Origin of the sequence: Pseudoalteromonas rubra (assembly GCF_005886805.2) — a bacterium.
In the GTDB taxonomy this organism is placed as follows: Bacteria; Pseudomonadota; Gammaproteobacteria; order Enterobacterales; family Alteromonadaceae; genus Pseudoalteromonas; species Pseudoalteromonas rubra_D.
On the sequence record NZ_CP045429.1, the window covers coordinates 2,393,048 to 2,417,141 of the forward strand.

The 24,094-nt window shown below is 46.1% G+C and carries 18 protein-coding genes; 8 read left to right on the plus strand and 10 right to left on the minus strand.

From position 1 onward, the window contains the following. Positions 1 to 34 precede the first annotated feature (34 nt). The 6 genes from ihfB to gyrA all read right to left on the minus strand — a co-directional run bounded on the left by ihfB (position 35) and on the right by gyrA (position 8,236). On the minus strand, positions 35 to 325 hold the full coding sequence (gene ihfB, locus CWC22_RS10360) for an integration host factor subunit beta (RefSeq protein ID WP_010384523.1): 291 nt from the start codon (positions 323 to 325) through the stop codon (positions 35 to 37). 59 nt (positions 326 to 384) lie between these two features. Then, positions 385 to 2,052, minus strand: a complete 1,668-nt coding sequence (rpsA, locus tag CWC22_RS10365; RefSeq protein WP_010384522.1) for a 30S ribosomal protein S1 — start codon at positions 2,050 to 2,052, stop codon at positions 385 to 387. A gap of 95 nt (positions 2,053 to 2,147) precedes the next feature. Then, positions 2,148 to 2,855 carry a (d)CMP kinase gene (cmk, locus tag CWC22_RS10370; RefSeq protein WP_125559702.1) on the minus strand — a complete coding sequence of 236 codons (708 nt, stop codon included), beginning with the start codon at positions 2,853 to 2,855 and terminating at the stop codon, positions 2,148 to 2,150. Between the two features lie 214 nt (positions 2,856 to 3,069). Next, on the minus strand, positions 3,070 to 4,347 hold the full coding sequence (aroA, locus tag CWC22_RS10375; RefSeq protein ID WP_138536015.1) for a 3-phosphoshikimate 1-carboxyvinyltransferase: 1,278 nt from the start codon (positions 4,345 to 4,347) through the stop codon (positions 3,070 to 3,072). Continuing rightward, entirely contained in the window at positions 4,347 to 5,429 is a 1,083-nt protein-coding gene (gene serC / locus CWC22_RS10380; RefSeq protein WP_138536017.1) for a 3-phosphoserine/phosphohydroxythreonine transaminase, read from the minus strand. The genes aroA and serC overlap by 1 nt, the downstream gene beginning before the upstream one ends. 143 nt (positions 5,430 to 5,572) lie before the next feature. Further along, the gene (gyrA, locus tag CWC22_RS10385) at positions 5,573 to 8,236 is read right to left on the minus strand and encodes a DNA topoisomerase (ATP-hydrolyzing) subunit A (protein WP_125559708.1); all 2,664 of its coding nucleotides are present in this window, start codon (positions 8,234 to 8,236) and stop codon (positions 5,573 to 5,575) included. 182 nt (positions 8,237 to 8,418) lie between these two features. Between gyrA and ubiG the strand changes: the two genes are divergently transcribed. The 5 genes from ubiG to yfaE all read left to right on the plus strand — a co-directional run bounded on the left by ubiG (position 8,419) and on the right by yfaE (position 13,879). Next, complete coding sequence (gene ubiG, locus CWC22_RS10390) at positions 8,419 to 9,129, plus strand: bifunctional 2-polyprenyl-6-hydroxyphenol methylase/3-demethylubiquinol 3-O-methyltransferase UbiG (protein ID WP_010384516.1); 711 nt, start codon at positions 8,419 to 8,421, stop codon at positions 9,127 to 9,129. Further along, positions 9,126 to 9,773, plus strand: a complete 648-nt coding sequence (locus CWC22_RS10395; protein ID WP_138536019.1) for an HAD family hydrolase — start codon at positions 9,126 to 9,128, stop codon at positions 9,771 to 9,773. Before ubiG ends, CWC22_RS10395 begins: the two co-directional genes overlap by 4 nt. Before the next feature lie 366 nt (positions 9,774 to 10,139). Next, positions 10,140 to 12,425, plus strand: coding sequence for a class 1a ribonucleoside-diphosphate reductase subunit alpha (gene nrdA / locus CWC22_RS10400; RefSeq protein ID WP_049866282.1), 2,286 nt, complete (start codon positions 10,140 to 10,142; stop codon positions 12,423 to 12,425). A gap of 51 nt (positions 12,426 to 12,476) precedes the next feature. Continuing rightward, on the plus strand, positions 12,477 to 13,607 hold the full coding sequence (gene nrdB / locus CWC22_RS10405) for a class Ia ribonucleoside-diphosphate reductase subunit beta (protein WP_049866281.1): 1,131 nt from the start codon (positions 12,477 to 12,479) through the stop codon (positions 13,605 to 13,607). Further along, positions 13,607 to 13,879, plus strand: coding sequence for a class I ribonucleotide reductase maintenance protein YfaE (yfaE, locus tag CWC22_RS10410; RefSeq protein ID WP_138536021.1), 273 nt, complete (start codon positions 13,607 to 13,609; stop codon positions 13,877 to 13,879). The genes nrdB and yfaE overlap by 1 nt, the downstream gene beginning before the upstream one ends. On the opposite strand, the gene CWC22_RS10415 is transcribed toward yfaE, so the two are convergent. Beyond that, the gene (locus CWC22_RS10415) at positions 13,871 to 14,395 is read right to left on the minus strand and encodes a YaeQ family protein (RefSeq protein ID WP_125559714.1); all 525 of its coding nucleotides are present in this window, start codon (positions 14,393 to 14,395) and stop codon (positions 13,871 to 13,873) included. The two genes, yfaE and CWC22_RS10415, sit on opposite strands and share 9 nt — an antisense overlap. A gap of 141 nt (positions 14,396 to 14,536) precedes the next feature. Between CWC22_RS10415 and CWC22_RS10420 the strand changes: the two genes are divergently transcribed. Beyond that, positions 14,537 to 17,125: a TonB-dependent receptor gene (locus tag CWC22_RS10420; RefSeq protein ID WP_138536023.1), complete on the plus strand. Its 2,589-nt coding sequence runs from the start codon at positions 14,537 to 14,539 to the stop codon at positions 17,123 to 17,125. Positions 17,126 to 17,393: 268 nt separating this feature from the next. Here the strand turns inward: CWC22_RS10420 and CWC22_RS10425 are convergent, their stop codons facing one another. The 3 genes from CWC22_RS10425 to CWC22_RS10435 all read right to left on the minus strand — a co-directional run bounded on the left by CWC22_RS10425 (position 17,394) and on the right by CWC22_RS10435 (position 20,830). After that, positions 17,394 to 17,942 carry an NAD(P)H nitroreductase gene (locus CWC22_RS10425; protein ID WP_138536025.1) on the minus strand — a complete coding sequence of 183 codons (549 nt, stop codon included), beginning with the start codon at positions 17,940 to 17,942 and terminating at the stop codon, positions 17,394 to 17,396. A gap of 82 nt (positions 17,943 to 18,024) precedes the next feature. Then, positions 18,025 to 18,726, minus strand: a complete 702-nt coding sequence (locus CWC22_RS10430) for a DoxX family protein (protein ID WP_138536027.1) — start codon at positions 18,724 to 18,726, stop codon at positions 18,025 to 18,027. A 142-nt stretch (positions 18,727 to 18,868) separates the two neighbouring features. Beyond that, positions 18,869 to 20,830 (minus strand): FAD-dependent oxidoreductase, encoded by a 1,962-nt coding sequence (locus CWC22_RS10435; RefSeq protein WP_138536029.1) that lies wholly within the window; start codon positions 20,828 to 20,830, stop codon positions 18,869 to 18,871. Between the two features lie 241 nt (positions 20,831 to 21,071). Here CWC22_RS10435 and sppA point away from each other — a divergent pair, with 241 nt between their 5' ends. Beyond that, a complete protein-coding gene (gene sppA / locus CWC22_RS10440) occupies positions 21,072 to 22,943 on the plus strand; it encodes a signal peptide peptidase SppA (RefSeq protein ID WP_230090653.1) in 1,872 nt (623 codons plus the stop codon). A gap of 89 nt (positions 22,944 to 23,032) precedes the next feature. Beyond that, positions 23,033 to 24,043, plus strand: coding sequence for an asparaginase (gene ansA / locus CWC22_RS10445; RefSeq protein ID WP_138536033.1), 1,011 nt, complete (start codon positions 23,033 to 23,035; stop codon positions 24,041 to 24,043). Positions 24,044 to 24,094 lie beyond the last annotated feature (51 nt).

Consider the following 24,094-nt stretch of genomic DNA (forward strand, 5'->3'; position numbering starts at 1 on the left):
TTCTTACTACCTGGATCAAGCGTTACCTCATTAATCAATTTTCGAGACTAGCGTTCACACGGTCACGAAGTTCTTTACCAGGCTTAAAATGAGGTACGTACTTTCCATCCAGCTCAACGGTTTCACCTGTTTTCGGGTTACGGCCGGTACGAGGTGAACGATAGTGGAGAGAAAAGCTGCCAAAGCCGCGGATTTCGATACGATCTGAGCTTGAAAGTGAACCTGCCATTTGCTCTAAAATCTCTTTTACCGCATTCTCAACGTCTTTGACTGGGACGTGAATATGTTGCTCAGCAAGTTTTTCGATTAGTTCTGACTTTGTCATAGCGTTTCCTTTAGATAAAAAAGAAGGGCAAAAAGTGCCCTTCTATTTAAGACTTGATATTAGTCTTTTTGAGCGTTTTTGAAAGCTGCAGCCATTGCATTTTCAAATGCAGGCTCTTCTTTCTTCAGCTTCTCAAGCGCTTCTTTCTCTTCAGCTTCGAAGATAGCTTTAACAGATAGGCTGATTGTACGGTTCTTACGATCAACACCTACGAATTTAGCTTCAATCTCGTCACCTGCAGAAACAACGCTAGTTGCGTCTTCGATGCGCTCTTGTGCGATGTCAGCAACACGGATGTAGCCTTCAACGCCTTCGATAAGCTCAACAGTTGCGCCTTTCGCGTCAACGTCTGTCACTTTACCTTTAACAATAGCACCTTTTTTGTTTGCGTCTAGGTAGTTATTGAAAGGATCAGCTTCGATTTGCTTAACGCCTAGTGAGATGCGCTCACGCTCTGGGTCAACCTGAAGAACGATTGCAGAGATCTCGTCGCCTTTCTTGTATTCACGTACAGCTTCTTCGCCAGGCGTGTTCCAAGAAATGTCAGACAGGTGTACAAGACCGTCGATACCACCGTCAAGACCGATGAAGATACCGAAATCAGTGATAGACTTGATCTTACCAGTAACTTGGTCGCCTTTGTTCTGTAGACGAGCAAATTCCTGCCAAGGGTTAGCTTTACACTGCTTAAGACCAAGAGAAATACGACGACGCTCTTCGTCGATTTCAAGAACCATAACTTCAACAGTGTCACCTAGTGAAACAACTTTTGAAGGGTGGATGTTCTTGTTAGTCCAGTCCATTTCAGACACGTGTACCAGACCTTCTACGCCTTCTTCGATTTCAACGAAACAACCGTAGTCAGTTAGGTTAGTAACACGACCAGTTAGCTTAGCGCCTTCTGGGTAACGACCAGCGATAGCTGCCCAAGGATCTTCACCAAGTTGCTTAAGACCTAGAGAAACACGAGTCTTCTCTTTGTCGAACTTAAGAACTTTAACAGCGATCTCGTCACCAACATTTACGATTTCACTTGGGTGCTTAACGCGCTTCCAAGCCATGTCAGTGATGTGAAGTAGACCGTCAACACCGCCCAGATCTACGAACGCACCGTAATCTGTAAGGTTCTTAACGATACCTTTAACTTCTTGACCTTCAACAAGGTTAGCCAGCAGCTCTTCACGCTCTTGTGAGTTTTCAGACTCGATAACAGCACGACGAGAAACAACTACGTTGTTACGCTTCTGGTCAAGCTTGATTACTTTGAACTCAAGCTCTTTACCTTCAAGGTGTGTTGTGTCACGTACTGGACGAACGTCAACAAGTGAACCAGGTAGGAATGCACGGATTGAATCAACTTCAACAGTGAAACCACCTTTAACTTTACCGTTGATGATACCAACAACAGTTTCTTGTTCTTCACAAGCTTTCTCAAGGCGGATCCAAGCTTCGTGACGCTTCGCTTTCTCACGAGAAAGGATAGTTTCACCGAAACCATCTTCGATTGCGTCAAGTGCAACATCTACTTCGTCGCCAACAGCAACTTCTAGTTCACCAGCAGCATTTTTGAATTGCTCTGCAGGGATTGCACTTTCAGACTTAAGGCCAGCATCAACAAGAACAATGTTGTTCTCGATTGAAATAACAGTACCTTTAACGATAGAGCCTTGCTCTGCTTCAAAACCCTTTAGGCTTTCTTCAAATAACTGCGCAAAATTTTCTGACATACTAAATACGTCTCATAAATAAACATTCCAATTAGCAACCATGCTGCATGGGGTGGTTAATATAACGTCGGCCTCCTGCCAACGCAGTAAAAAATCTAGCTTGATGCAGGTAACTTGCCGGCAGCAATGGTGTCCTGCACTAACGTAGTGACTTTCGTAAACACCTGTTCCGCATCTAATTCCGTTGTATCGAGTACGATAGCATCGTGTGCCGGCACCAAAGGCGCGACCTTACGGTTCATATCGCGATCATCACGAGCTTCAATCTCGATTAAAAGACCATCTAGTGTAACATCCAGCCCTTTATCCTTCAACTCCAGATAACGACGTCTTGCACGTTCTTGCGCGCTGGCTGTTAAATAAATTTTTAGTTCAGCTTGAGGGAAAACAACCGTTCCCATATCTCTGCCGTCCGCGATCAGACCTCTTTCACTTCGAAAAGCCCTCTGACGACGCAACAAAGCTTCACGAACCCGAGGTAATGCAGCGATTTTAGACGCTGCTGCACCGACCTCTTCATTGCGGATCGTGTGAGTGACGTCCTCACCTTCAAGGATCACTTTAATTTTTTTCGTCACACCGTCTATCGGAAACTGAACGTCCAAATTCGCGGCGAGAGGTACTAAAGCCTCTTCGTTATCGAGTGCAATATGATGATGAATAGCAGCTAAAGACAAAACGCGGTAAATTGCACCACTATCCAACACGTCCCAATCAAGCTTCTCAGCTAATAAACGACAAACCGTTCCTTTGCCCGAGCCGCTTGGGCCGTCTACGGTGATTACTGGCATGACAGCCTGCATTTAAACCTCCCGAAATGCACACCAAAAATTAACTGCGGTATTATACGCAAGTTTACTGAATAGATCCTTATTGACATGTAACTTTTTGTTTGATTAAAAATTTACGTAAAGAAGCAGGCAAGAACCAAAAGCGCAGGCAGCTAGACTAAACGGACGCTGCCTGCCATTGGCCGACTGCAAGCTTTGTAGGTTACCCCACAAGAACCGACAGCCGTTATTGACTGACTGAAGAGAGAACCTCAAAGTAAGTCGGGAAGGTTTTAGCGGTACAGCCAGGATCATTAATGATCACATCGACACCACCCACGGCCACCATAGAAAAACACATCGCAATACGGTGATCGTTATAAGTATCAATTTCTGCCAGGTTAAAAGTCTCAGGTGGTGTGATTTCAATGAAATCGTGCCCCTCTGTCACCTCTGCACCGATTTTTTTAAGTTCTGTTGCCATGGCATACAAGCGATCGGTTTCTTTGACACGCCAGTTGTAAATATTACGGATGGCCGTTTTTCCCTTAGCAAACAAAGCTACAGTTGCCAGTGTCATTGCGGCATCCGGGATCGCATTAGCATCAATATCCACCCCGTTTAATTCACCCTTGCGAACAACGAGTTTTTCATCATGCCAGTCAATATCAGCGCCTACCTGCTCCATCACAGAAGCAAACCCTATGTCGCCCTGAACACTCTTGCGTCCAACACCATTGATTTCAATTTCACCGCCAGCGATGGCTGCTGCTGCAATAAAGTAAGACGCCGATGATGCATCACCTTCTACCATGATACTACCCGGAGAAACATAACCTTGCTGCCCTTTAACATGAAACACCTGGTAGTTATCATGACTAACAGTAACGCCAAACTGCGCCATAACACCGAGTGTAATGTCAATATAGGGCTTTGAAACCAACTCCCCTTTAATTCGAATTGTGCTGTCCTTAACAAACAAAGGCGCAGCCATCAGTAATGCGGTTAAAAACTGACTTGATATGCTACCGTCAATTTCTACTTCGCCGCCCTCAATTGCATCGCCATTAATCTGTAACGGTGGGTAATCCTTATTTTTTAGATATTTGATATCGGCGCCCAGTGCATGTAACGCATCGACCAGGTGACCAATGGGTCGCTCTTCCATTCTAGGTTCACCAATCAATGTAAATTGCCCCTGACTTGCCGCTAGTACAGCTGTGAATGGTCTGAAAGCAGTGCCAGCATTGCCCAAAAATAACGCTTCAGATGGTGTTTTGAAGCGCCCGCCTTGGCCGTAAACACGAGCTGACGTTTTGTCTTCGTTCAACTCAACATTGACGCCCATCTCGGAAAGCGCAAGGAGCATGTGGCGTATATCGTCACTGTCGAGCAAATTATTCACTTGTGTAACACCATCGCACAACGCGGCTAGCAGTAACACACGGTTTGACAAGCTTTTCGAGCCTGGCAGCGTGACACTGCCATTTACTTTGTCTATGGCGCTTAGTCTAAGCTGTTCCATTAGCTGTTCTCCTTGGCAAATTTCTCCATAAACGCAATCAATGCTTTAATGCCTTCAATTGGCATAGCGTTGTATATACTGGCACGCATGCCTCCTACGAAGCGGTGACCTTCCAAAGCAATCAAGCCATTGTCCTCAGCTTGTGCCAAAAACTGCTCGTTTAAAGATTCATCATGCAACCAAAACGGTACATTCATCAAAGAACGACAATGTTTAGCCACCTTGTTCAGATAGAATGACGAACCATCAATGTAATCATATAAAAGCGCGGCTTTTTCTTTGTTATGCGCTTCCATGGCTTTGACGCCACCAATTGATTCAAGATATTTGAATACTTCAGCAGCCAGGTACCAGGCAAAAGTAGGTGGCGTGTTGTACATACTCTGCTGTTTTGCTTCGATTGCGTAGTCTAGGATGGCGGGTCTTGGCAGGCCCTCACGCTCAAGCAATGTCTTACGCACAATCGCAATGCTCAAGCCTGACGGACCAATATTTTTCTGCGCCCCGGCATAAATTAAATCAAAATCGTCAACGTTCATTTCGCGCGACAAAATATTTGATGACATGTCTGCAACGATCGGCGCGGTTGGATGCTTAGGCACTTCAAACAACTCAATACCATCAATTGTTTCATTAGGACAGTAATGAATAAATGCTGCATTTTCAGGTAGGTTCCACTGTGAAACAGGCAAGACATCAAAGGTACCATCTTGATCCCGGCGAATGTCAATAGACTCTACCTGAGTAAACTTTTGGCCTTCTTTCGTTGCACCGCAGGACCAAATTCCGTTCTCGATGTATACGCCGGGCGCGTCGTCCTGATGCAGGTTTAGCGGAACCGCGGCAAAATGGCCTCGACCTCCCCCATGCATAAACAGAACTTCAAACTCATCCGAAATATTCATCAGACGACGCAAGCTCGCCTCACATTCTCGCGCCAGTTCTAAAAACGGCGCAGAACGGTGACTGATCTCCATCACAGAGACCCCTAAATTTTGCCAGTTAATAAATTCTTGTTGGGCTTTTTTCATAACAGCAGTTGGCAACATCGCCGGTCCTGCACAAAAGTTATAAACGCTCATAGTTTCCTCATTCCAGTTTTTATACTGCACCAGGCAGTGTACTATTTATTTTTAACGGGCACACACTGTGTGATGTTGCGTGCCCTGAATATACCTCGGAGAATAAAAAAGCGGCCTAAGCCGCTTTTTTAAATTGAACCAGATTACTCTGGCGCCTGTTCATCAGTATCAGGCGTTTCAACAAGCTCTGCTTCCCCTTCCAGGGTGTCGTCGATTTCGATCTCTTCGATACGTTGTAAACCAACTACCTGCTCGTCGTCAACCGTTCTGATCAGGATAACACCCTGGGTGTTACGCCCTACCGTTGAGACCTCATTAACGCGAGTACGAACCAGGGTACCACGGTTCGAAATCAGCATGATCTCGTCGTTATCTTGCACCTGTACTGCACCAACAACTCGGCCATTACGATCTGTGACCTTAATCGAAACAACCCCTTGCGTTGCACGACTCTTAGCCGGGTACTCTTCAAGCGGTGTGCGCTTACCATAACCATTTTCAGTTACAGTCAGAATAGCGCCATCGTTCTTAGGTACAATCAATGACACCACTTTGACGTCATCCGGCATCTTTATACCACGTACACCGGTTGCTGTACGACCCATAGGACGCAGCGCCAGCATTTCTTCACCCGTTTCAGGGTCAATCTTCACTTCACCGGTCTCTGAGTCGCGCAGCTTTTCATTAAAGCGTACAACTTTACCATGATCAGTGAACAACATGATGTCATTATTGCCATCCGTGATGTCCGCACCAATCAGGTTATCACCATCATTCAGGTTAATGGCAATAATACCGCTTGCACGCTGACGGCTATATGCGGTTAATGGGGTCTTCTTGACAACACCATTGGCCGTAGCCATCAGAACAAACTTGTCGTCCTCATATTGTTTGACCGGCAATATAGTGGTGATACGCTCATCCGCTTCAAGCGGCAATAAGTTTACTATCGGCTTACCACGCGCGGCACGAGATGCCAGTGGAAGCTGGTATACTTTCAACCAGTACAAACGTCCTGATGTTGAGAAACACAAAATTGTATCGTGGGTATTTGCAACTAGCAGACGTTCAATGAAGTCTTCATCTTTCATCTTAGTTGCAGCTTTACCTTTACCACCACGACGCTGTGCTTCGTAATCAGACAGAGGCTGATACTTTACATAACCTTCGTGTGACAAGGTGACAACCACGTCTTCTTCGTTGATCAGGTCTTCCAGGCTGATGTCGTGTGCTGCTGCTGAAATCTCAGTACGGCGCTCATCACCATAGTTTTCTTTGATCTCAGCCAATTCGTCACGGATCACTTCCATCAGACGATCAGGTGAAGATAAAATCAAGAGTAATTCTGCAATGAGTTCCAGTAACTCCTGATATTCGCCAAGGATCTTTTCGTGCTCCAGGCCTGTTAGCTTGTGTAAGCGTAAATCAAGAATAGCCTGGGCCTGTTGTTCAGACAGGTAGTACTGGCCATCACGGATCCCCAGCTCAGCATCAAGCCAGTCTGGACGCGCGACATTTTCTTCACCAGCACGCTCAAGCATTGGGCGCACTGAACCCAACTCCCACGGACGAGATGTTAATGCAGCTTTTGCTTCTGCTGGAGTCGGTGACTTACGGATAAGCTCAATGATTGGGTCAATATTGGCTAATGCAATTGCCAGACCTTCCAGCGTGTGCGCGCGATCGCGTGCTTTGCGCAAGTCGTATACAGTACGGCGAGTTACCACTTCACGACGGTGGACAATAAAGGCCTCAAGCATTTCTTTGAGGTTGAAACACTTCGGCTGATTGTTGTCCAGCGCAACCATGTTGATACCAAACACAGTTTGTAGCTGAGTCTGAGCATACAGGTTGTTCAGTACAACTTCGCCCACTTCACCACGCTTGATCTCAATAACAATACGCATACCGTCTTTGTCAGACTCATCACGTAGAGCACTGATCCCTTCAACCTTTTTGTCCTTCACCAGCTCCGCGATTTTTTCAATCAAGCGTGCTTTGTTGACCTGATATGGGATCTCATTGACGATGATGGTTTCTTTACCGGTTTTTTCATCAGTTTCAATTTCAGCGCGAGCGCGAATATACACTTTACCGCGACCGGTTTTGTATGCTTGCTCTATCCCTTTCTTACCATTAATGATAGCCGCAGTCGGGAAATCAGGTCCCGGAATATAATCAATTAGCTCATCGATAGTAATATCTGGATTTTGGATCACAGCCAGACAGCCATTGATCACTTCAGTCAGGTTATGAGGTGGGATGTTTGTCGCCATACCAACCGCGATACCCGAAGAACCATTCACCAGCAGGTTAGGTACTTTTGTTGGTAACACGTCAGGAATTTGCTCAGTGCCATCATAGTTTGGCACATAATCTACGGTTTCTTTGTCCAGATCAGCCAGCAGCTCATGAGACATTTTTGCCATGCGTACTTCGGTATAACGCATCGCAGCCGCAGAGTCTCCGTCGACTGAACCAAAGTTACCCTGGCCATCCACCAGCATATAACGTAATGAAAACGGCTGAGCCATACGAACAATGGTGTCGTAAACTGCGCTATCACCGTGTGGGTGGTATTTACCGATCACGTCGCCCACAACACGGGCTGATTTCTTATAAGGTTTGTTCCAGTCGTTACGCAACTCGTTCATCGCGAATAGCACGCGACGATGCACAGGCTTCAGGCCATCACGGACATCAGGTAAAGCACGTCCAACGATGACGCTCATCGCGTAATCAAGATAGGAATTTTTCAATTCGTCTTCGATATTGACCGGGAGGATTTCATTGGCAAGATCAGTCATTTAATACCACTTTCCTTCAGAGTCTTTTCCTTTTGTGTCACACTATAGACATCAAAAGGTTCAATTATTATTAGTTCGACTGAGGATACTATCATAGTTTCTGGGCTAATGCAGTGGCTAAATGACTCGGAAATTTCATCCAATACCGATAGAATGCGCTCAGTTCAACGAGGAAGTTTTTTATGACCGAACATCAAAATGTGGATTTAAGTGAAATTGCAAAGTTTGAAGAGATAGCTGAACGTTGGTGGGATCGCGAAGGCGAATTTAAACCACTGCATGACATTAACCCGTTACGGCTAGACTTTATTAACGATCGCTGTGGTGGTTTGTTTGAGAAAAAAGTGCTCGATGTTGGCTGTGGTGGCGGTATTCTGACAGAAAGCATGGCAAAAATGGGCGCTCAAGCGCATGGCATTGACCTCGGTCAAGAGCCACTTAATGTTGCGAAACTACACGCGCTAGAAGCTGGCGTTAAAATTGATTACCGCAAAGTATCAGCAGAAGAATTTGCCGCACACCATAGCGCACAATTCGATGTTGTCACTTGCATGGAAATGCTTGAGCATGTACCCGATCCGGCTTCTATTATTGCAGCTGTTGCAAAAGCAGCAAAACCAGGTGCCGACGTGTTTTTCTCAACATTGAACAAGACACACAAAGCATTTTTGCTTGCAGTTGTCGCGGCTGAACGCGTGCTGAAGATGGTTCCCCCGGGCACCCACGACCATAACAAGTTTATCCGTCCCTCGACCCTGATAGGCTGGGCCGAAGCCGAAGGATTGAAAGTACGCCGCGCTGCTGGTATCAATTATAACCCATTTGGTAAAACCTTTACGCTGACTAATGACGTCAGTGTCAATTACCTCCTCCACTTTGAGAAACTCGCATGACACAGGCTGTAATATTTGATCTCGACGGTACCCTGCTCGACACCAGTGATGATCTGGGCGCCGCACTCAATCACGTTTTAAAACAGCACGAAATGACCGAGGTATCACGTGCGGTATATAGCCCCGCTATTTCCAATGGTGTAAAGGCGTTGCTGGAAGTCGGGTTTGGGGAGCACCTCAGTAAATTCGACTTTGCAGCTTTAAAACAACAGCTACTGGATCATTACGCACAACACATCGCTGTCCACTCGTGCTGCTTTGAGGGCATTGAAACTTTGCTTCAAACCTTATTAAGCAGAGAAATTAAAATTGCGATTATGACCAATAAGCCCACATTTCTGACCATGCCCCTGCTGGCTCAGATTAGCCAGCTTAAGGGTATTGAGGTGGTGGTATGCGGCGACACACTGGAAGTCGCCAAACCACACCCTGAGCCACTGCTACTCGCCGCAGAACAATTAGGCGTAGATCCAACCATGTGTACCTATGTTGGAGATGCTGAACGTGACATTGAAGCGGCAAAGGCGGCAGGAATGCGGTCAGCGGCAGCCTTGTGGGGATTCATTCCTTCCCTGGAAGAGGCACGCAGCTGGTCTGCAGATCTAAATCTTACTAACCCAGAATCACTCATTTCGTATATTTAGTGGCATTGATTAAAAAATGCCACTATATGTAGTGTTGTGAACTATTTTGAGAACAAACCTGCACAGAAAAAAAACAGTCGTGCAGTTTGCAAAATTTTCTTAAAAAAAGAGAAAAATCGATTGTCGTGAGTTGATTTTTTTTTGTTTGCAGCCATGTTGGATAGCAGAAGGTTAGTGTTTGCTAACATAAAAATATTATCCCTATGTTATCCACAATCCATAGAAAGTTGCTCTATTGCAAAATAGCGATAACCCCACTATCTTGTGATCCTCTTTCTAGCGGACACCATATATAGTGGTGAAATGCTAAGCAATTATGAATATGCGATGACAATTACCGCATTCCGGGGGAATACAGGCGTAGCTATGAACCAACAATTATCTGTCAGTAAACGAAACGGCCGTAAAGAGCCGCTTGATTTAGATAAAATTCATCGAGTGATAAACTGGGCAGCTGAAGGCCTGAACAATGTGTCTGTTTCTCAGGTAGAGCTTAAATCTCACATTCAGTTTTATGATGGTATTCGCACCGAAGACATTCATGAAACCATCATTAAAGCCGCCGCTGATCTCATTTCCAAAGATACGCCAGACTATCAATATCTGGCAGCGCGCCTGGCAGTATTCCATTTGCGTAAAAAGGCTTATGGTCAGTTTGAGCCACCGCATTTGTACGATCATGTGACTAAACTGGTTGAAGATAAGCGCTATGATGCGGGTTTGTTGACTGATTACACTCGAGAAGAATACGAGCAGTTAAACGACTTTCTGGAGCATGATCGTGATATGTCGTTTAGTTACGCCGCCGTTAAACAGCTAGAAGGTAAGTACTTGGTGCAAAACCGAGTGACTGGGGAAATCTATGAGAGCGCTCAGTTCCTGTATATTCTGGTTGCAGCAAGCTTGTTCTCAGATTACCCAAAAGAGACACGTCTTGATTACATAAAGCGATTCTACGACGCGGTTTCACAGTTTAAGATTTCACTGCCTACACCAATTATGTCTGGTGTACGTACTCCGACTCGTCAATTCAGCTCGTGTGTATTAATTGAGACAGCAGACAGCCTTGATTCTATTAACGCTACGTCGTCAGCGATTGTTAAGTACGTTAGCCAACGCGCCGGGATTGGTGTTAATGCCGGTAGGATCCGTGCTCTGGGTAGCCCTATCCGTAATGGCGAAGCATTCCACACAGGCTGTATCCCATTCTACAAGCACTTCCAGACAGCGGTAAAAAGCTGCTCTCAGGGAGGCGTTCGTGGTGGTGCTGCGACACTATTTTACCCTTTATGGCACCTGGAAGTGGAGAACCTGCTGGTTCTGAAAAACAACCGGGGTGTTGAGGAAAACCGTGTAAGACACCTAGACTACGGTGTTCAGTTCAATAAAACGATGTACGCTCGCTTGATCAAAGACGATTACATCACTTTGTTCAGCCCGTCAGATGTGCCTGGTTTGTACGACGCGTTCTTCGAAGATCAAGAAAAGTTCGAACGTCTGTATGTACAGTATGAGCAGGACGAGTCAATCCGTAAGAAGCGCATTAAAGCACTAGAGCTATTCTCTATGTTTGCTCAGGAACGCGCGAGTACTGGTCGTATTTATCTGCAAAACGTTGACCACTGTAATACCCACAGCCCGTTTGACGCAAAAGTTGCACCTATTCGTCAGTCTAACCTGTGTCTGGAAATTGCACTGCCAACTAAGCCACTGAGCCACGTCAATGACGAAGAAGGCGAGATTGCATTGTGTACTCTGTCTGCGTTTAACCTTGGCGCTATCAGCAGCCTGGATGAACTTGAAGAGCTTGCTGAGCTGGCTGTTCGTGCGCTGGACAACTTGCTGGACTTCCAGGATTACCCTGTCCCAGCGGCGAAAAATGCCACTATGGGTCGTCGTACTTTGGGTATCGGTGTTATCAACTTTGCTTACTATCTGGCAAAAAATGGCGTTAAATACTCAGATGGCAGCGCCAATGGTCTGACGCACAGAACATTCGAAGCCATTCAGTATTACCTGATGAAAGCTTCTAACAAGCTTGCTCAGGAACGTGGTGCTTGTCCTAAATTTAATGAGACAACCTACGCAAAAGGCATCATGCCTATCGATACCTACAAAAAAGATGTAGACGGTATCTGTAACGAGCCCCTGCACCTTGACTGGGATGGATTACGTCAGGACGTTATGCAATATGGTATGCGTAACTCGACTTTATCTGCATTGATGCCATCTGAGACCTCTTCGCAGATCTCTAATGCAACAAATGGTATTGAGCCACCGCGCGGTCACATTAGCGTTAAGGCCAGTAAAGATGGTATCCTTAAGCAAGTAGTGCCTGAGTACGAGCGACTGAAGGACAACTACGAGCTATTATGGGATATCCCTTCAAACGATGGCTATTTAGGCCTGGTGGGTATTATGCAAAAGTTTGTTGACCAAACTATTTCAGCCAATACCAACTATGACCCAACTAAGTTTGAAGGTGGCAAAGTGCCTATGAAGCTGTTGCTCAAAGATTTACTTACCGCATACAAGCTTGGCGTGAAAACCTTGTATTACCACAACACCCGTGACGGTGCATCGGATGCTCAGGACGAAATGAAGCCTGAGGCTGAAGACGATGATTGTGCAGGCGGCGCTTGTAAAATCTAATCATAGTTAGCGGGTAATTTACCCGCTCTTTTTTGGTGTCGAGAATTATCTATGTCGTATTCTACGTTTAACAGAACCCACAACAATCAATTGCAGGAGCCGATGTTTTTCGGCCAATCTGTTAATGTCTCCCGTTATGATCAGCAAAAGTACCCTATTTTCGAAAAGCTGATCGAAAAACAACTGTCTTTTTTCTGGCGTCCTGAAGAAGTAGACGTCAGTAAAGACAGATTGGATTTCCAGGCATTACCAGAGCACGAGAAACACATTTTTCTAAGCAACCTAAAATATCAAACACTGTTAGACAGTGTGCAGGGGCGTTCTCCCAATGTTGCTTTGCTCCCTATCGTCTCAATCCCAGAGTTGGAAACCTGGATCGAGACCTGGGCTTTCAGTGAAACGATCCACAGCCGCTCTTACACGCATATTATTCGCAATGTCACTAAGTCACCTGAACTGATCTTCGACGATATCGTCGAAAACGATAAGATCAGTGAACGTGCAGAAGCGGTTACTAAACATTATGACGCATTGATCGAAAAGGTCTCTTTGTACAATCTGTACGGCGAAGGTAAGCACGAAATCAATGGCGAAACAGTGCATATTAACCTGTTTGAGCTGAAGAAAATGCTTTATCTCTGCATTATGTCGGTGAACATCCTGGAAGCGATCCGCTTTTATGTGAGCTTCGCCTGTTCATTTGCATTCGCAGAACGTGAGCTCATGGAAGGTAATGCCAAGATCATCAAGCTGATCGCCCGTGACGAAGCACTACACTTGTCTGGTACTCAGCACATCCTTAACATTATGCAAGATGGCAAAGATGATCCAGAAATGGCGATAGTCGCTGCACAGTGTCAGGAACAAGCGATCCAGATGTTTGTAGAAGCCGCTGAGCAGGAAAAAGAATGGGCAGAATACCTGTTTAAAGATGGCTCTATGATTGGCCTGAACAAAGACATTCTTTGTCAGTATGTTGAATACATTACCAATGTACGCATGACTGCTGTCGGTTTACCTGCACAGTTTGAAAGTAACAGTAATCCTATCCCCTGGATCAACGCCTGGTTAGTGTCTGACAATGTTCAGGTTGCACCACAAGAGGCTGAGATCAGCTCATACCTGGTAGGTCAGATTGATGCGGAAGTCGATGCGTCTGACTTTGGTGACTTTGACCTGTAATGACAGACAGGCCAGTCAAAAAAATCTTTCTTGACCCTGAAAAAGAGCCGCTCCTTCACGCGGCTCACTCCCCTTCACTCCTTGCAACGCTTGAAGCCAATCAGGTTGAAGTTGCCTATCAGTGCAGAGAAGGGTTTTGTGGAGCGTGCCGCGCTAAGCTCTGCCGGGGAAAGATAGCCTACAATCAGGAACCTTTGGCATTCGTGCGTGACGGAGAAATTTTGCTCTGTTGCAGCCAGCCAGTTACCGATGTGATCATTAAGCTAGTGTAGTTTAATGATCTCACTTTGATAGTAATCCACTTTGTCACTCACGCTGATCACCCCATTATCTATAATCACGTCCCAATGCAGACTACGCGATAAAACACTGGCCAATTGACTCACAAAATCTGCGGATAGTGAAAAAATACGGATATCCCGTACCGCTATCAGATGAGGTGCCAGTTCTGCATACCAAGCGTCAGCGTCAGACACCAGAAAAACCACCTTATTCGCTTGTTTACGATACTTGTGCAGTTCAATCAGGCTGTGTTCTCCAGCATAAAGTGCAACGTCTACTTGCCCCTGCGCATTCTCTAGCCACACGTCTGGCTGATGCTTCTCTCTCACTCCCAGCCAGTGCACATTGTCTAAGTAAGACAGACCGCAAAACCCTATCAGCTTTAATACAAAATGCTCCAGTGTCTCGGCTTTTTGCAGCGCTGCGGTGAACACTTCCTGATGATGTGAGCGATGAAACAAGTCTGCAATATTCATTCGCACCTTAAAAACAAAGAGATCAGTCATGATATTTGTACCTGAACCTATCAAACTAACTATATTAAGCCGTCAAAATAATGCAAACTTAAAGAGATAGTATAACATCATTGATACTGCAATAATGCGGTGTTATATTATTGCAAGTATAAACAATTCAGAATGAGTACTATGTTTAAGCAGTCTTTGATCACTTTTGCCATAACCAGCGCAATTTTTTCCTCGCAGGCCTCTGCCGCACAATTAAAAGGTAAAGTGCTGGATACCAATAACCAGCCAGTGCCAAATGCTACTGTGCATTTGCACGGTAAATCTCAGTCCGTTAAAACTGATATTAACGGCCAATTTAGCATTAACGTCGATCAAGCCGCTCAGCTGCATGTCAGTAAAGACAACTTTATCAATGAGCGCATTGATGTTTCTCCGGACTCACCTTATGTAACCGTTAAGCTGGCTCCAAGTTCAGTTGAGAGCGTAGTGGTATATGCCTCTGCTCTGCACAAAAGCAACATCGAAATGGCTTCTCCTGTAGCCGTTTTAAGTGGTGATGAGCTGAAAAACAGCGCAAAGCCAACTCTGGGTGAAACACTCAAGCAACTACCAGGTATCAACGCCAGTTATTTTGGCCCTGTCTCATCAAGTCCGATCATTCGTGGCTTAGATGGTCCACGCGTTAAAATTACCCAAAACGGCCTCGACAGCAGTGATGCATCTCGCGTCGGCCCTGATCATGCCAATACCAACGACTCTCTCGCTGCACAGCAAATTGAAGTGCTACGTGGCCCTGCTACATTGCTATATGGCTCAGGCGCTATTGGTGGTGTAGTTAATGTGGTTGATAATCGTATCCCAACTGATGTGATTGAAGGTGTTCAGGGCGCAGCTGAATTCAGCCATGACACCAATTCAAATACCAATACAGTTGCTACTTTATTCGAAGCAGGCAACAACGGCTTTAACTTCCACTTTGATGGCGTAACGCGTAAAGGCGGCGATTACGAAACACCACGTTTCGGCTTACCTGGCGAAGAACATGACGAGCATGGCCACGATGAACATGGACATGATGATCACGATGAACACGATGAACACGATGAACACGGTCACGATGAGCATGATGAACATGGTCACGATGAGCACGGAGAAGAGGAACACGGCGAGACTGAGTACGCTGAGCGTGTTGCCAATACCTTTATCGACTCCGAGCAATTTAATATTGGTGCCAGCTTCGTTGGCGACCACCTGACGGTTGGCTTGTCGTACGGTCGCATTGAAACCGACTACGGGATCCCTGCCCACTCGCATGAACATCACGACCATGGCGATGAGCATGATGAGCATGATCACGACGAACATGATCATGACGACCATGATGAACATAGTGAAGACGAGCACGACCACGCACATGGGGCAGAAGAAGAAGCAGTCTTCGCTCGTGTTAAGCAAGACAGATGGCAGGCACTGTTTAACTATGCATTGCATAACAACTGGATCGAGTCTATTCAGGTGCGCGCAGGTTTTACCGATTATGAACACTCTGAAATTGAACATGGTGCCGTTGGTACAACATTCACTAACGAAACAACTGAACTGAGAACCAATATCGAGCACAGGTTGGGCGAGTGGCACGGCATTATCGGTTATCACTTCTCTGACAGTGACTACGCCGCTGAAGGCGCAGAAGCGTTCACCCCAGCGACTAACACAAAAACACACGCATTCTACGTGCTTGAAGAGCGCCGTTTTGGTGATGTAACTTTAGAGCTGGGTGCACGTGTTGAAGACTTCGCATTGTCTAGCAACTTTACGTCAGGCCACGATGACCATGACGAGCATGATCATGATGACCACGGTCACGACGAGCATGACCACGAGCATGAAGGTCATGAAGATGAGCACATGGCTGAGGTGATCGACTATACACTGGATACTACTAACTTTAGTGCCTCAATTGGAGCCGTGTATGACTATGCAGAAGGACAAAATGTTGCCGTTAACCTGTCTCGCTCAGAGCGTGCACCTCTGACTGCCGAGTTGTTGTCAAATGGCCTGCACATCGCCACCTCGACCTACGAGCTCGGCCTTGGCTACCACATCGAAGGTGATGAAGTTCACTTCGAACCTGAGCACATTGAACAGGAAAGATCGACGAACCTGGATATCAGTTTCAGACGTTTCATTGGCGATTTTGGTTACACAGTAAACTTCTTCTACAATGATGTCTCAAATTACTATTATCAGCGTAATACTGGCTACATGTATACCGGTGAACACGGCATTGAACTGGCTGATCATCACCATGATGGAGCCCTGCCCGTTTATCAATTTGAAAGCGCCGATGCTGAACTATATGGGTTTGAATTTGACGCCCACTATCAAATTGATGCGCGTAACCGCATTAAGGTCTTTGGTGACCACCTGAGAGCTGAGTTGGACTCAGGCGAATACCTGCCACGTATTCCATCGAACAAGCTGGGCACAAGCTACCGCTTCGAGCTACAAGACTTTATGGCTGAACTAAGTGCTACTCACTACATGACGCAGGACAACCTGGCGCAGTCAGAATCTAAAACAGACAGCTACACCTTGCTTGATGCAAGCTTTAGCTACAACTTCAGTTTATCTGGTGTAGATCTGGTAGGTTATGTGAATGTAGACAACATCACTGATGAACTTGGCTTTGTACATAGCTCATTTATCAAAGAGCAAGCCCCGTTGCCAGGACGTAACTTCAAGTTAGGGATCCGTGGTTACTTCTAAGTTTGTAGGCTCTGTTTTTCTTGTTAGCTAATAGCAAAAGACAAACAGTTCCTATCTGAGCCCAATGCCGCTGCAAAGCGGCATTTTCTTTATTAGCCCTACCATAATGATAAGCACCGTTAGAACCGTTTTAAAAGGCCTGCGCACTCACACGATTTAATGCGACTAATGCGCACCATACAGGCCCTATCAAGCTGTGCATCAAACCAACCGACTTTGACACTGTATTCGCCTAAAAACGTTAGAAGAATGCGGCTGGCTGCAAGAGTTACAACTGAGTAAAAAAGTCTTCAGGCTGATGCCTGACAGGTTTGGTACAGTGTACGGTTGGTGTACCCAGGTAAAGATAACCAACGATTTCATCCTGTTCATTCAATCCCAACTGGCGCTTCACCGAGTTACTTTGTGCAAAGTAACCCGTTCTCCATACGCCAGATAGTCCCTGAGCGAAGGCCGCCTGCTGCATAGCAAATACGCTACAAGCTGCGCTTTCTACTTGCTCTATTCTGGGCACTTTTGGATGTTCCATATAAGGAGAAACTGCAATGATAAGCATAGGAGCGCGTTCAGGTAAGGATTTAGCACGGTCAATGATGCGTTGCTCTTGTTGTTCCTCAACCGCAGCCTGATAAAAAATCTCGCCCAGTTTCTCCCTGCCATGCTCCTCAACCAGAATAAAGCGCCATGGTTTTAATCCACCGTGGTCTGGCACTTTAAGAGCTGCTTTTTTTATTACTTCCAGCTGAGCCGCATCAGGGCCCGGGAATGACAAGTTGCTGTCGGATTGTCGCGTCGTTAATAGTTCAATGGCATCCATTTGTAATTCCTAAAATTTCTGTTAGTACCCTATTCTAACGCGACACCGGCGCAAAAGTTTAGTGTCTGCTTTCAAAAACCGCTTACGGCAAGTAATTTTGCTCAGGTTCCAGCGGCTTTCGGACCCAGTAATCCACACTAAAGTAGCGTCCACCTCCTGTAAACAAGAGACTTATCAGCATCGCAAAATAGATAGCCGCGAACTCAATACCATTGTTCAGGATCACCGGATTGCCATACTCATAAAGATATTCTGGTAGCCCATTCGCTGCAACAATCTCTTTGATACGAGACAAGCGTTCAGCGACTTCTGCGCTTGCTTCCAGACTCTGCTTCGCAGCATCGCTGCCCAACCAGGCAAAAACCTGTGCTGCGCTGGTATCCGGATTACTGGGAGCAACTGAAAACCAGCCGTTATGCCAATGCACCTGAGTCGCAGCGACAAACATGGTCACAGCAAGTGGAATGGACACCAAACGTGTTGCCAGACCAATTAACAAAAACCAGCCACCGAGAAACTCTGTCCAGCCTGCCAGAAAGGCCAGCAAGTCCGGTGCTGGCAGGCCTAACCCCCAATCTGCGTTACCAAACCAAGCCACCACATTTTCATCGGCCAGCAAGCGCGATAGGCCAGTAATATCAGAATTGGCGAGGTTTAGTTTGCTGTAGCCGGCTATGATCATAACTGGTGCCAGGATCAACCTGAGCATCAATGGCGCCAGACCGTCGAGCAAGGCTAATCTAGTAAGAAAGGTACGATAAAAGGAATAGAGTGATTTAAACATAAATAAAGTCTGTGATAACTGATGTTATAGAGTGTAGACCTTAAATCACCGTTTTTTATTGCAAATAGTATGGTTTTAAATAGCACAAAACACGGGTGATATGCCTAATAAGCATGCCCGTGCTTTGTCTGCCCTGGAACGATTATATTTTTCTGGCAACCTGAAGGGCTTCATAAATAGCCCGTTTAGCATCAATGGCTGATGCCAATTTGGCTCCGCCTATCACATGTTGATTCGCAGGCATAGCCTCTTTGTTGAACAACGCATCATTAGAGGTTTGTCCAATACAGGCCACAACCGTGTCCACGTCCAGAACGCGCTCTTTACCCGCTTGCTTAACCAACAAACCTTTGCTGTCGAATGAGATATACTCGCACTCGGCAATCTGCTCAACATTGTGGTGCTTGGCAACAGCTCGGTGGATCCACCCTGTTGTCTTACCTAAGTTACTACCAAAGCGTCCTTCACTGCGTTTAAGCATGTACAGCTTTTTTCCTGTTGCAGTGTCTGACGGCTGGCATTCAATTCCCCACTGCGCTTTGAACTCATCGATACTCTGATCGGCTTGCTCAGCGAGAAAAGCAACCATGTCGAAGCCAATACCACCCGCACCCAGAATCGCAATTTTGTCTCCTAGTTCAACTTCTTTGCGGATCACTTCATCGTAAGCGAAAACACGTTTGCCATCGCTGCAAGTAATTCTGGACTGTCTGGGGCTAACGCCCGTTGCGAAGACAATATCATCATAAGACTGAGCCATAGACGACTCGTACTCGCAACCCAGCTTCATGGTTACGCCCAGACGTGCTACTTCTTTGAGGAAGTAATTTAGGGTGTATTTAAAGTCTTCCTTACCAGGTATGCGCATTGCCAGATTGAACTGACCTCCGGCATGTTCATTCTTATCAATCAGTGTAACTTTGTGTCCTTTCTTAGCCAGATAGCAGCTTGCAGACAGGCCTGCTGGCCCAGCGCCCACAACCAATACCTGCTTAGGGCTGTTGGTGCGCTCCAGCGGATAATCCAGTTCATAGCCGGCCTGTGGGTTAACCAGGCAAGTTGCCCGCTTACCTTTAAACACGTGATCAAGGCACCCCTGATTACAGCCGATGCAAATATTGATCTGTTCAGGTTTATTTTCAGCATACTTATTAAAGAATTCTGGATCCGCAAGTAATGGCCGCGCCATTGAAATCAAGTCAGCCTCACCTTGCTTCAAAATATCATTTGCCAGCTCAGGTGTGTTAATTCGGTTCACGGCCACGACCGGAATATCGACCACATCTTTAAGCCGCTTTGATGCTTCACGAAACGCCCCGGCCGGTACCATGCTAGCAATCGTCGGGACACGTGCTTCGTGCCAACCAATACCGGTATTCAGAATGTCGACACCGGCTTCTTCCAACGCTTTGGCTTGAAGCGTAACCTCTTCAGCAGTCGAGCCATTTGGGATCAGGTCCATAACTGACAAACGGAATACTATGATAAACTTTGCGGATACCTTTTCTCTTACTGCGCGTACCACTTCAACCGCCAGTCGCATGCGATTTTCCAGCGTTCCCCCGTATAAGTCCTGACGCTTGTTGGTATGCTCAGCCATAAACTCATTGATCAGATAACCTTCAGAGCCCATGATTTCCACCCCATCATAGCCCGCCTTTTCTGCCATTTTGGCCGATTTAGCAAAGTCTTTGACGGTATTGCGGATCATGCTCAACGACATCGATTTTGGCGTATATGGATTAATGGGTGCTTTAATATCACTGGGTGCAACATTAAATGGATGATACGCGTAGCGCCCTGCATGTAATAACTGAAGACAGATTTTACCGCCATGTGCATGGACAGCATCGGTATAGGCGCGATGCTTAATGATGTCATAGCGGCTATTAAATGAAGAAGATATCGGCGTAAGTTTACCACGTAGGTTTGGGCTATACCCACCGGTGATGATCAGGCCAACCCCCCCTTTTGCGCGCTCCTCATAAAACGCTTTGAGTCGTTTCCTGTTGTGCCATCCCTCTTCAAGGCCTGTATGCATCGAGCCCATGACCAAGCGATTTCGCAAATCTGTGTTCTTCAATTGTAGTTTTTGTTCTAACATTGCGTGCCCCAATGTAACTGGTCTTACCTGTGAACATTAACGATTTTATATTTTTTCGCAAGCAAAAACCGCGACTAATTTCTGTTAAATACGATTCAATGATAGAAAAGTGATTGATTTTTCGCCCATCGTCGCCAAATAAATACTTAGTTACGTTTTTGTTCTAACGACGCTGCGGCAACTAAGTTATGATTAACAGTGAGTACATTCCACTAAGACATTCAGAGGTATAGCTTTGAAATTGATCGGTAAATTTTTTCTCGGGATCTGGCACGCGATAAACTTTTCTCGCCGCTTGCTCCTCAATTTTTTGTTCTTCTTCCTGATCATTGCAGCGATGATCGGTGTTTTCTCAACGGAGGAGCAACCTCAGGTAACGCAGGACAGTGTATTGCGACTGAACTTGTCTGGTAAACTGGTTGAGCAACTAACTTATGTTGACCCAATAGACGCAGCTATGGGAGACGTGTTCGGTAAGCAAGACCTGCCCAAAGAAATGCTGGTCGACGATGTTGTCAACACCATCAATACAGCGGCCCGCGACCCCCGCATCAAAGCGCTTTACCTAGATTTACGTCATATGCACTACGCACACCTGGATAAGTTACGTGATATTGCCGGTGCTATTGAATCTTTCAAAGAATCAGAAAAAAAGGTCTTTGCGCATAGCCCGTATTTTAGTCAGTCTCAGTATTATCTGGCCGCTCACGCCGACGAAGTATCTGTTCACCCGTACGGGGGCATTAACATCAGTGGCTATGGCTCCTACCCAATGTACTTTAAAGAGGCACTGGAAAAGCTCAAGGTCACACAACACATCTTTCGGGTAGGTACCTATAAGTCAGCGGTTGAGCCATTCATTCGTAATGATATGTCTGCGGCTGCAAAAGAAGCCAGCAAACTTTGGCTTAACACTTTATGGTCTCAGTACAAACAAGACGTAGCAAACAAGCGCGGATTTGAACTTGCCAACTTTGACGAAACACTTACTCAATATGTAGATAAAATGGCCTCGGTGACCGGCGACTCTGCGCAATTTGCCTTAAAGTATGGCTGGGTTGATTCACTCGAAACAGACCAGGAATTCAACCAAAAAATGATTGACCTGGTAGGCACTCAGAACAATGGTAAGCGCTTCAAACAAATCTCTTTCGAGGACTACTTTGCAAGTACCGCGTCACACGACTTTGGCCCGAATCCATTTACCGAAAAAGTCGCCGTAGTCGTTGCAAAAGGCACGATTGTCGACGGCAAACGTAAAGCCGGTATGATAGGCGGTGACTCAACAGCGGCTCTGCTACGAAAAGCCCGACTGGATGACAAAGTAAAGGCTGTGGTGTTAAGGATTGATTCTGGTGGCGGCAGTATGTTTGCTTCCGAAGTTATTCGTAACGAAGTGCTGGCCATTAAAGCTGCCGGAAAACCAGTGATTGCGTCTATGGGCTCAGTGGCAGCATCAGGCGGCTACTGGATTGCAGCGTCTGCTAACGAAATTTGGGCGTCTCCAAGTACAATTACCGGATCTATTGGTGTCTTTGGAACCATCTTAACCTTTGAGAATTCATTGAAAGAATTGGGCGTATATTCAGACGGTGTGGCAACGACTGAGCTTAAGTCGTCCTCTTTGTCCAGAGGCCTGGATCCTAAGTTTGCAGATGTATTGCAAATGGGTGTGGAAGATGCCTACAACAAGTTTATTTCTGTGATAGCAGATTCCCGTAACCTGCCAGTATCTGACGTAGATGATGTCGCACAAGGCCGGGTATGGCTTGCTACTCAGGCGCATGAGTTTGGGCTCATTGACCAACTTGGTACTAAGCAGCAAGCGATTGAAGCAGCTGCAAAAATGGCCAACCTTGAGCATTACGATATTTACACTGTTGAGCAAACCCTGTCAGAAAAGGAGCAGCTACTACAGGATATTTTCGGCTCAGCAACCATGCAGTCTTTGCTTTCAGCGTCAGAAGATAATGCGCCGTCATTAAATCCGATTGCTCATGAAGGACTCAACCAGCTTTTCTATCAGGTGAAACAAAGTGCTGCGATGATCACACAATTTAATGACCCTAATAACATCTACACCTTGTGTACCACTTGCATAGTGGGTGAGTAAGGAATGTCTCAATGATTTGACTGCATTGTGATGCTGCAGTTGATATAATTAGCCCGGACTAGGATCCGGGCTTTTTTTTAGGTACCAGAATGAAAAGAAAAAAAATCTATATTGCCTATACAGGCGGCACAATTGGCATGAAGCAATCCAGCCGGGGGTACGTACCCGTCGCAGGATATCTCACAGAGACGGTAAAAAGTAATGCTGAATTCACCCGAGAAGAAATGCCCCTGTTCGACATTCATGAATACTGCCCACTGATCGATTCATCTGACATGTCGCCACAACACTGGCAACTAATAGCCGACGACATTAAGAGTAAATACGAAGAGTACGATGGGTTCGTCGTATTGCATGGCACAGATACCATGGCTTACACAGCATCTGCACTGTCATTTATGTTCGAAAACCTGACCAAGCCTGTGATTATCACAGGTTCACAAATTCCCCTGTCCCAACTTCGCTCTGATGGCCAGGTTAACTTGCTTAATGCAATGTATCTCGCCGCAAACTACCCCATTGCCGAAGTAAGCCTATTTTTTAATAACAAACTCTTTCGAGGTAATCGTGCCATCAAAGCACATGCCGACGGATTTGACGCCTTTGCCTCTCCCAATATGGCCCCTCTCGCTCAGGCTGGGATAAATATTCAATTACTCGAAGGTCAGCTTAGCCCATACGTTGACCAGGGTTTGCGCGTCACATCTGTTGCATCACAACCCATAGGCGTGCTGCACCTGTACCCAGGTATCAGTAGCACCATGGTAGCGAATGTCCTGCAGAGTGATATCAAAGCCCTTATATTGCTGAGCTTTGGTGTCGGCAATGCACCTCAGCAAGAAGACATTCTTAACGCTCTTAAAGCGGCCTCGGACAGAGGGGTCGTGATCGTTAATTTAACCCAGTGTATTCAGGGTCAGGTTAATATGGGTGGCTATGCGACAGGTAACGCCCTTCTCAACTGCGGCGTAATTAGTGGGTATGATATGACGTTGGAAGCATGTCTGACTAAGCTACATTACTTATTCAGTCAGGGTCTCGAACTGGAGACCGTACGTCACCTGATGCAAGACAACCTGCGTGGTGAACTGACTCGTTAGCCATCATACGCACACATACAAAAAAGCCCGGGCTGACATCCCGGGCTTTTT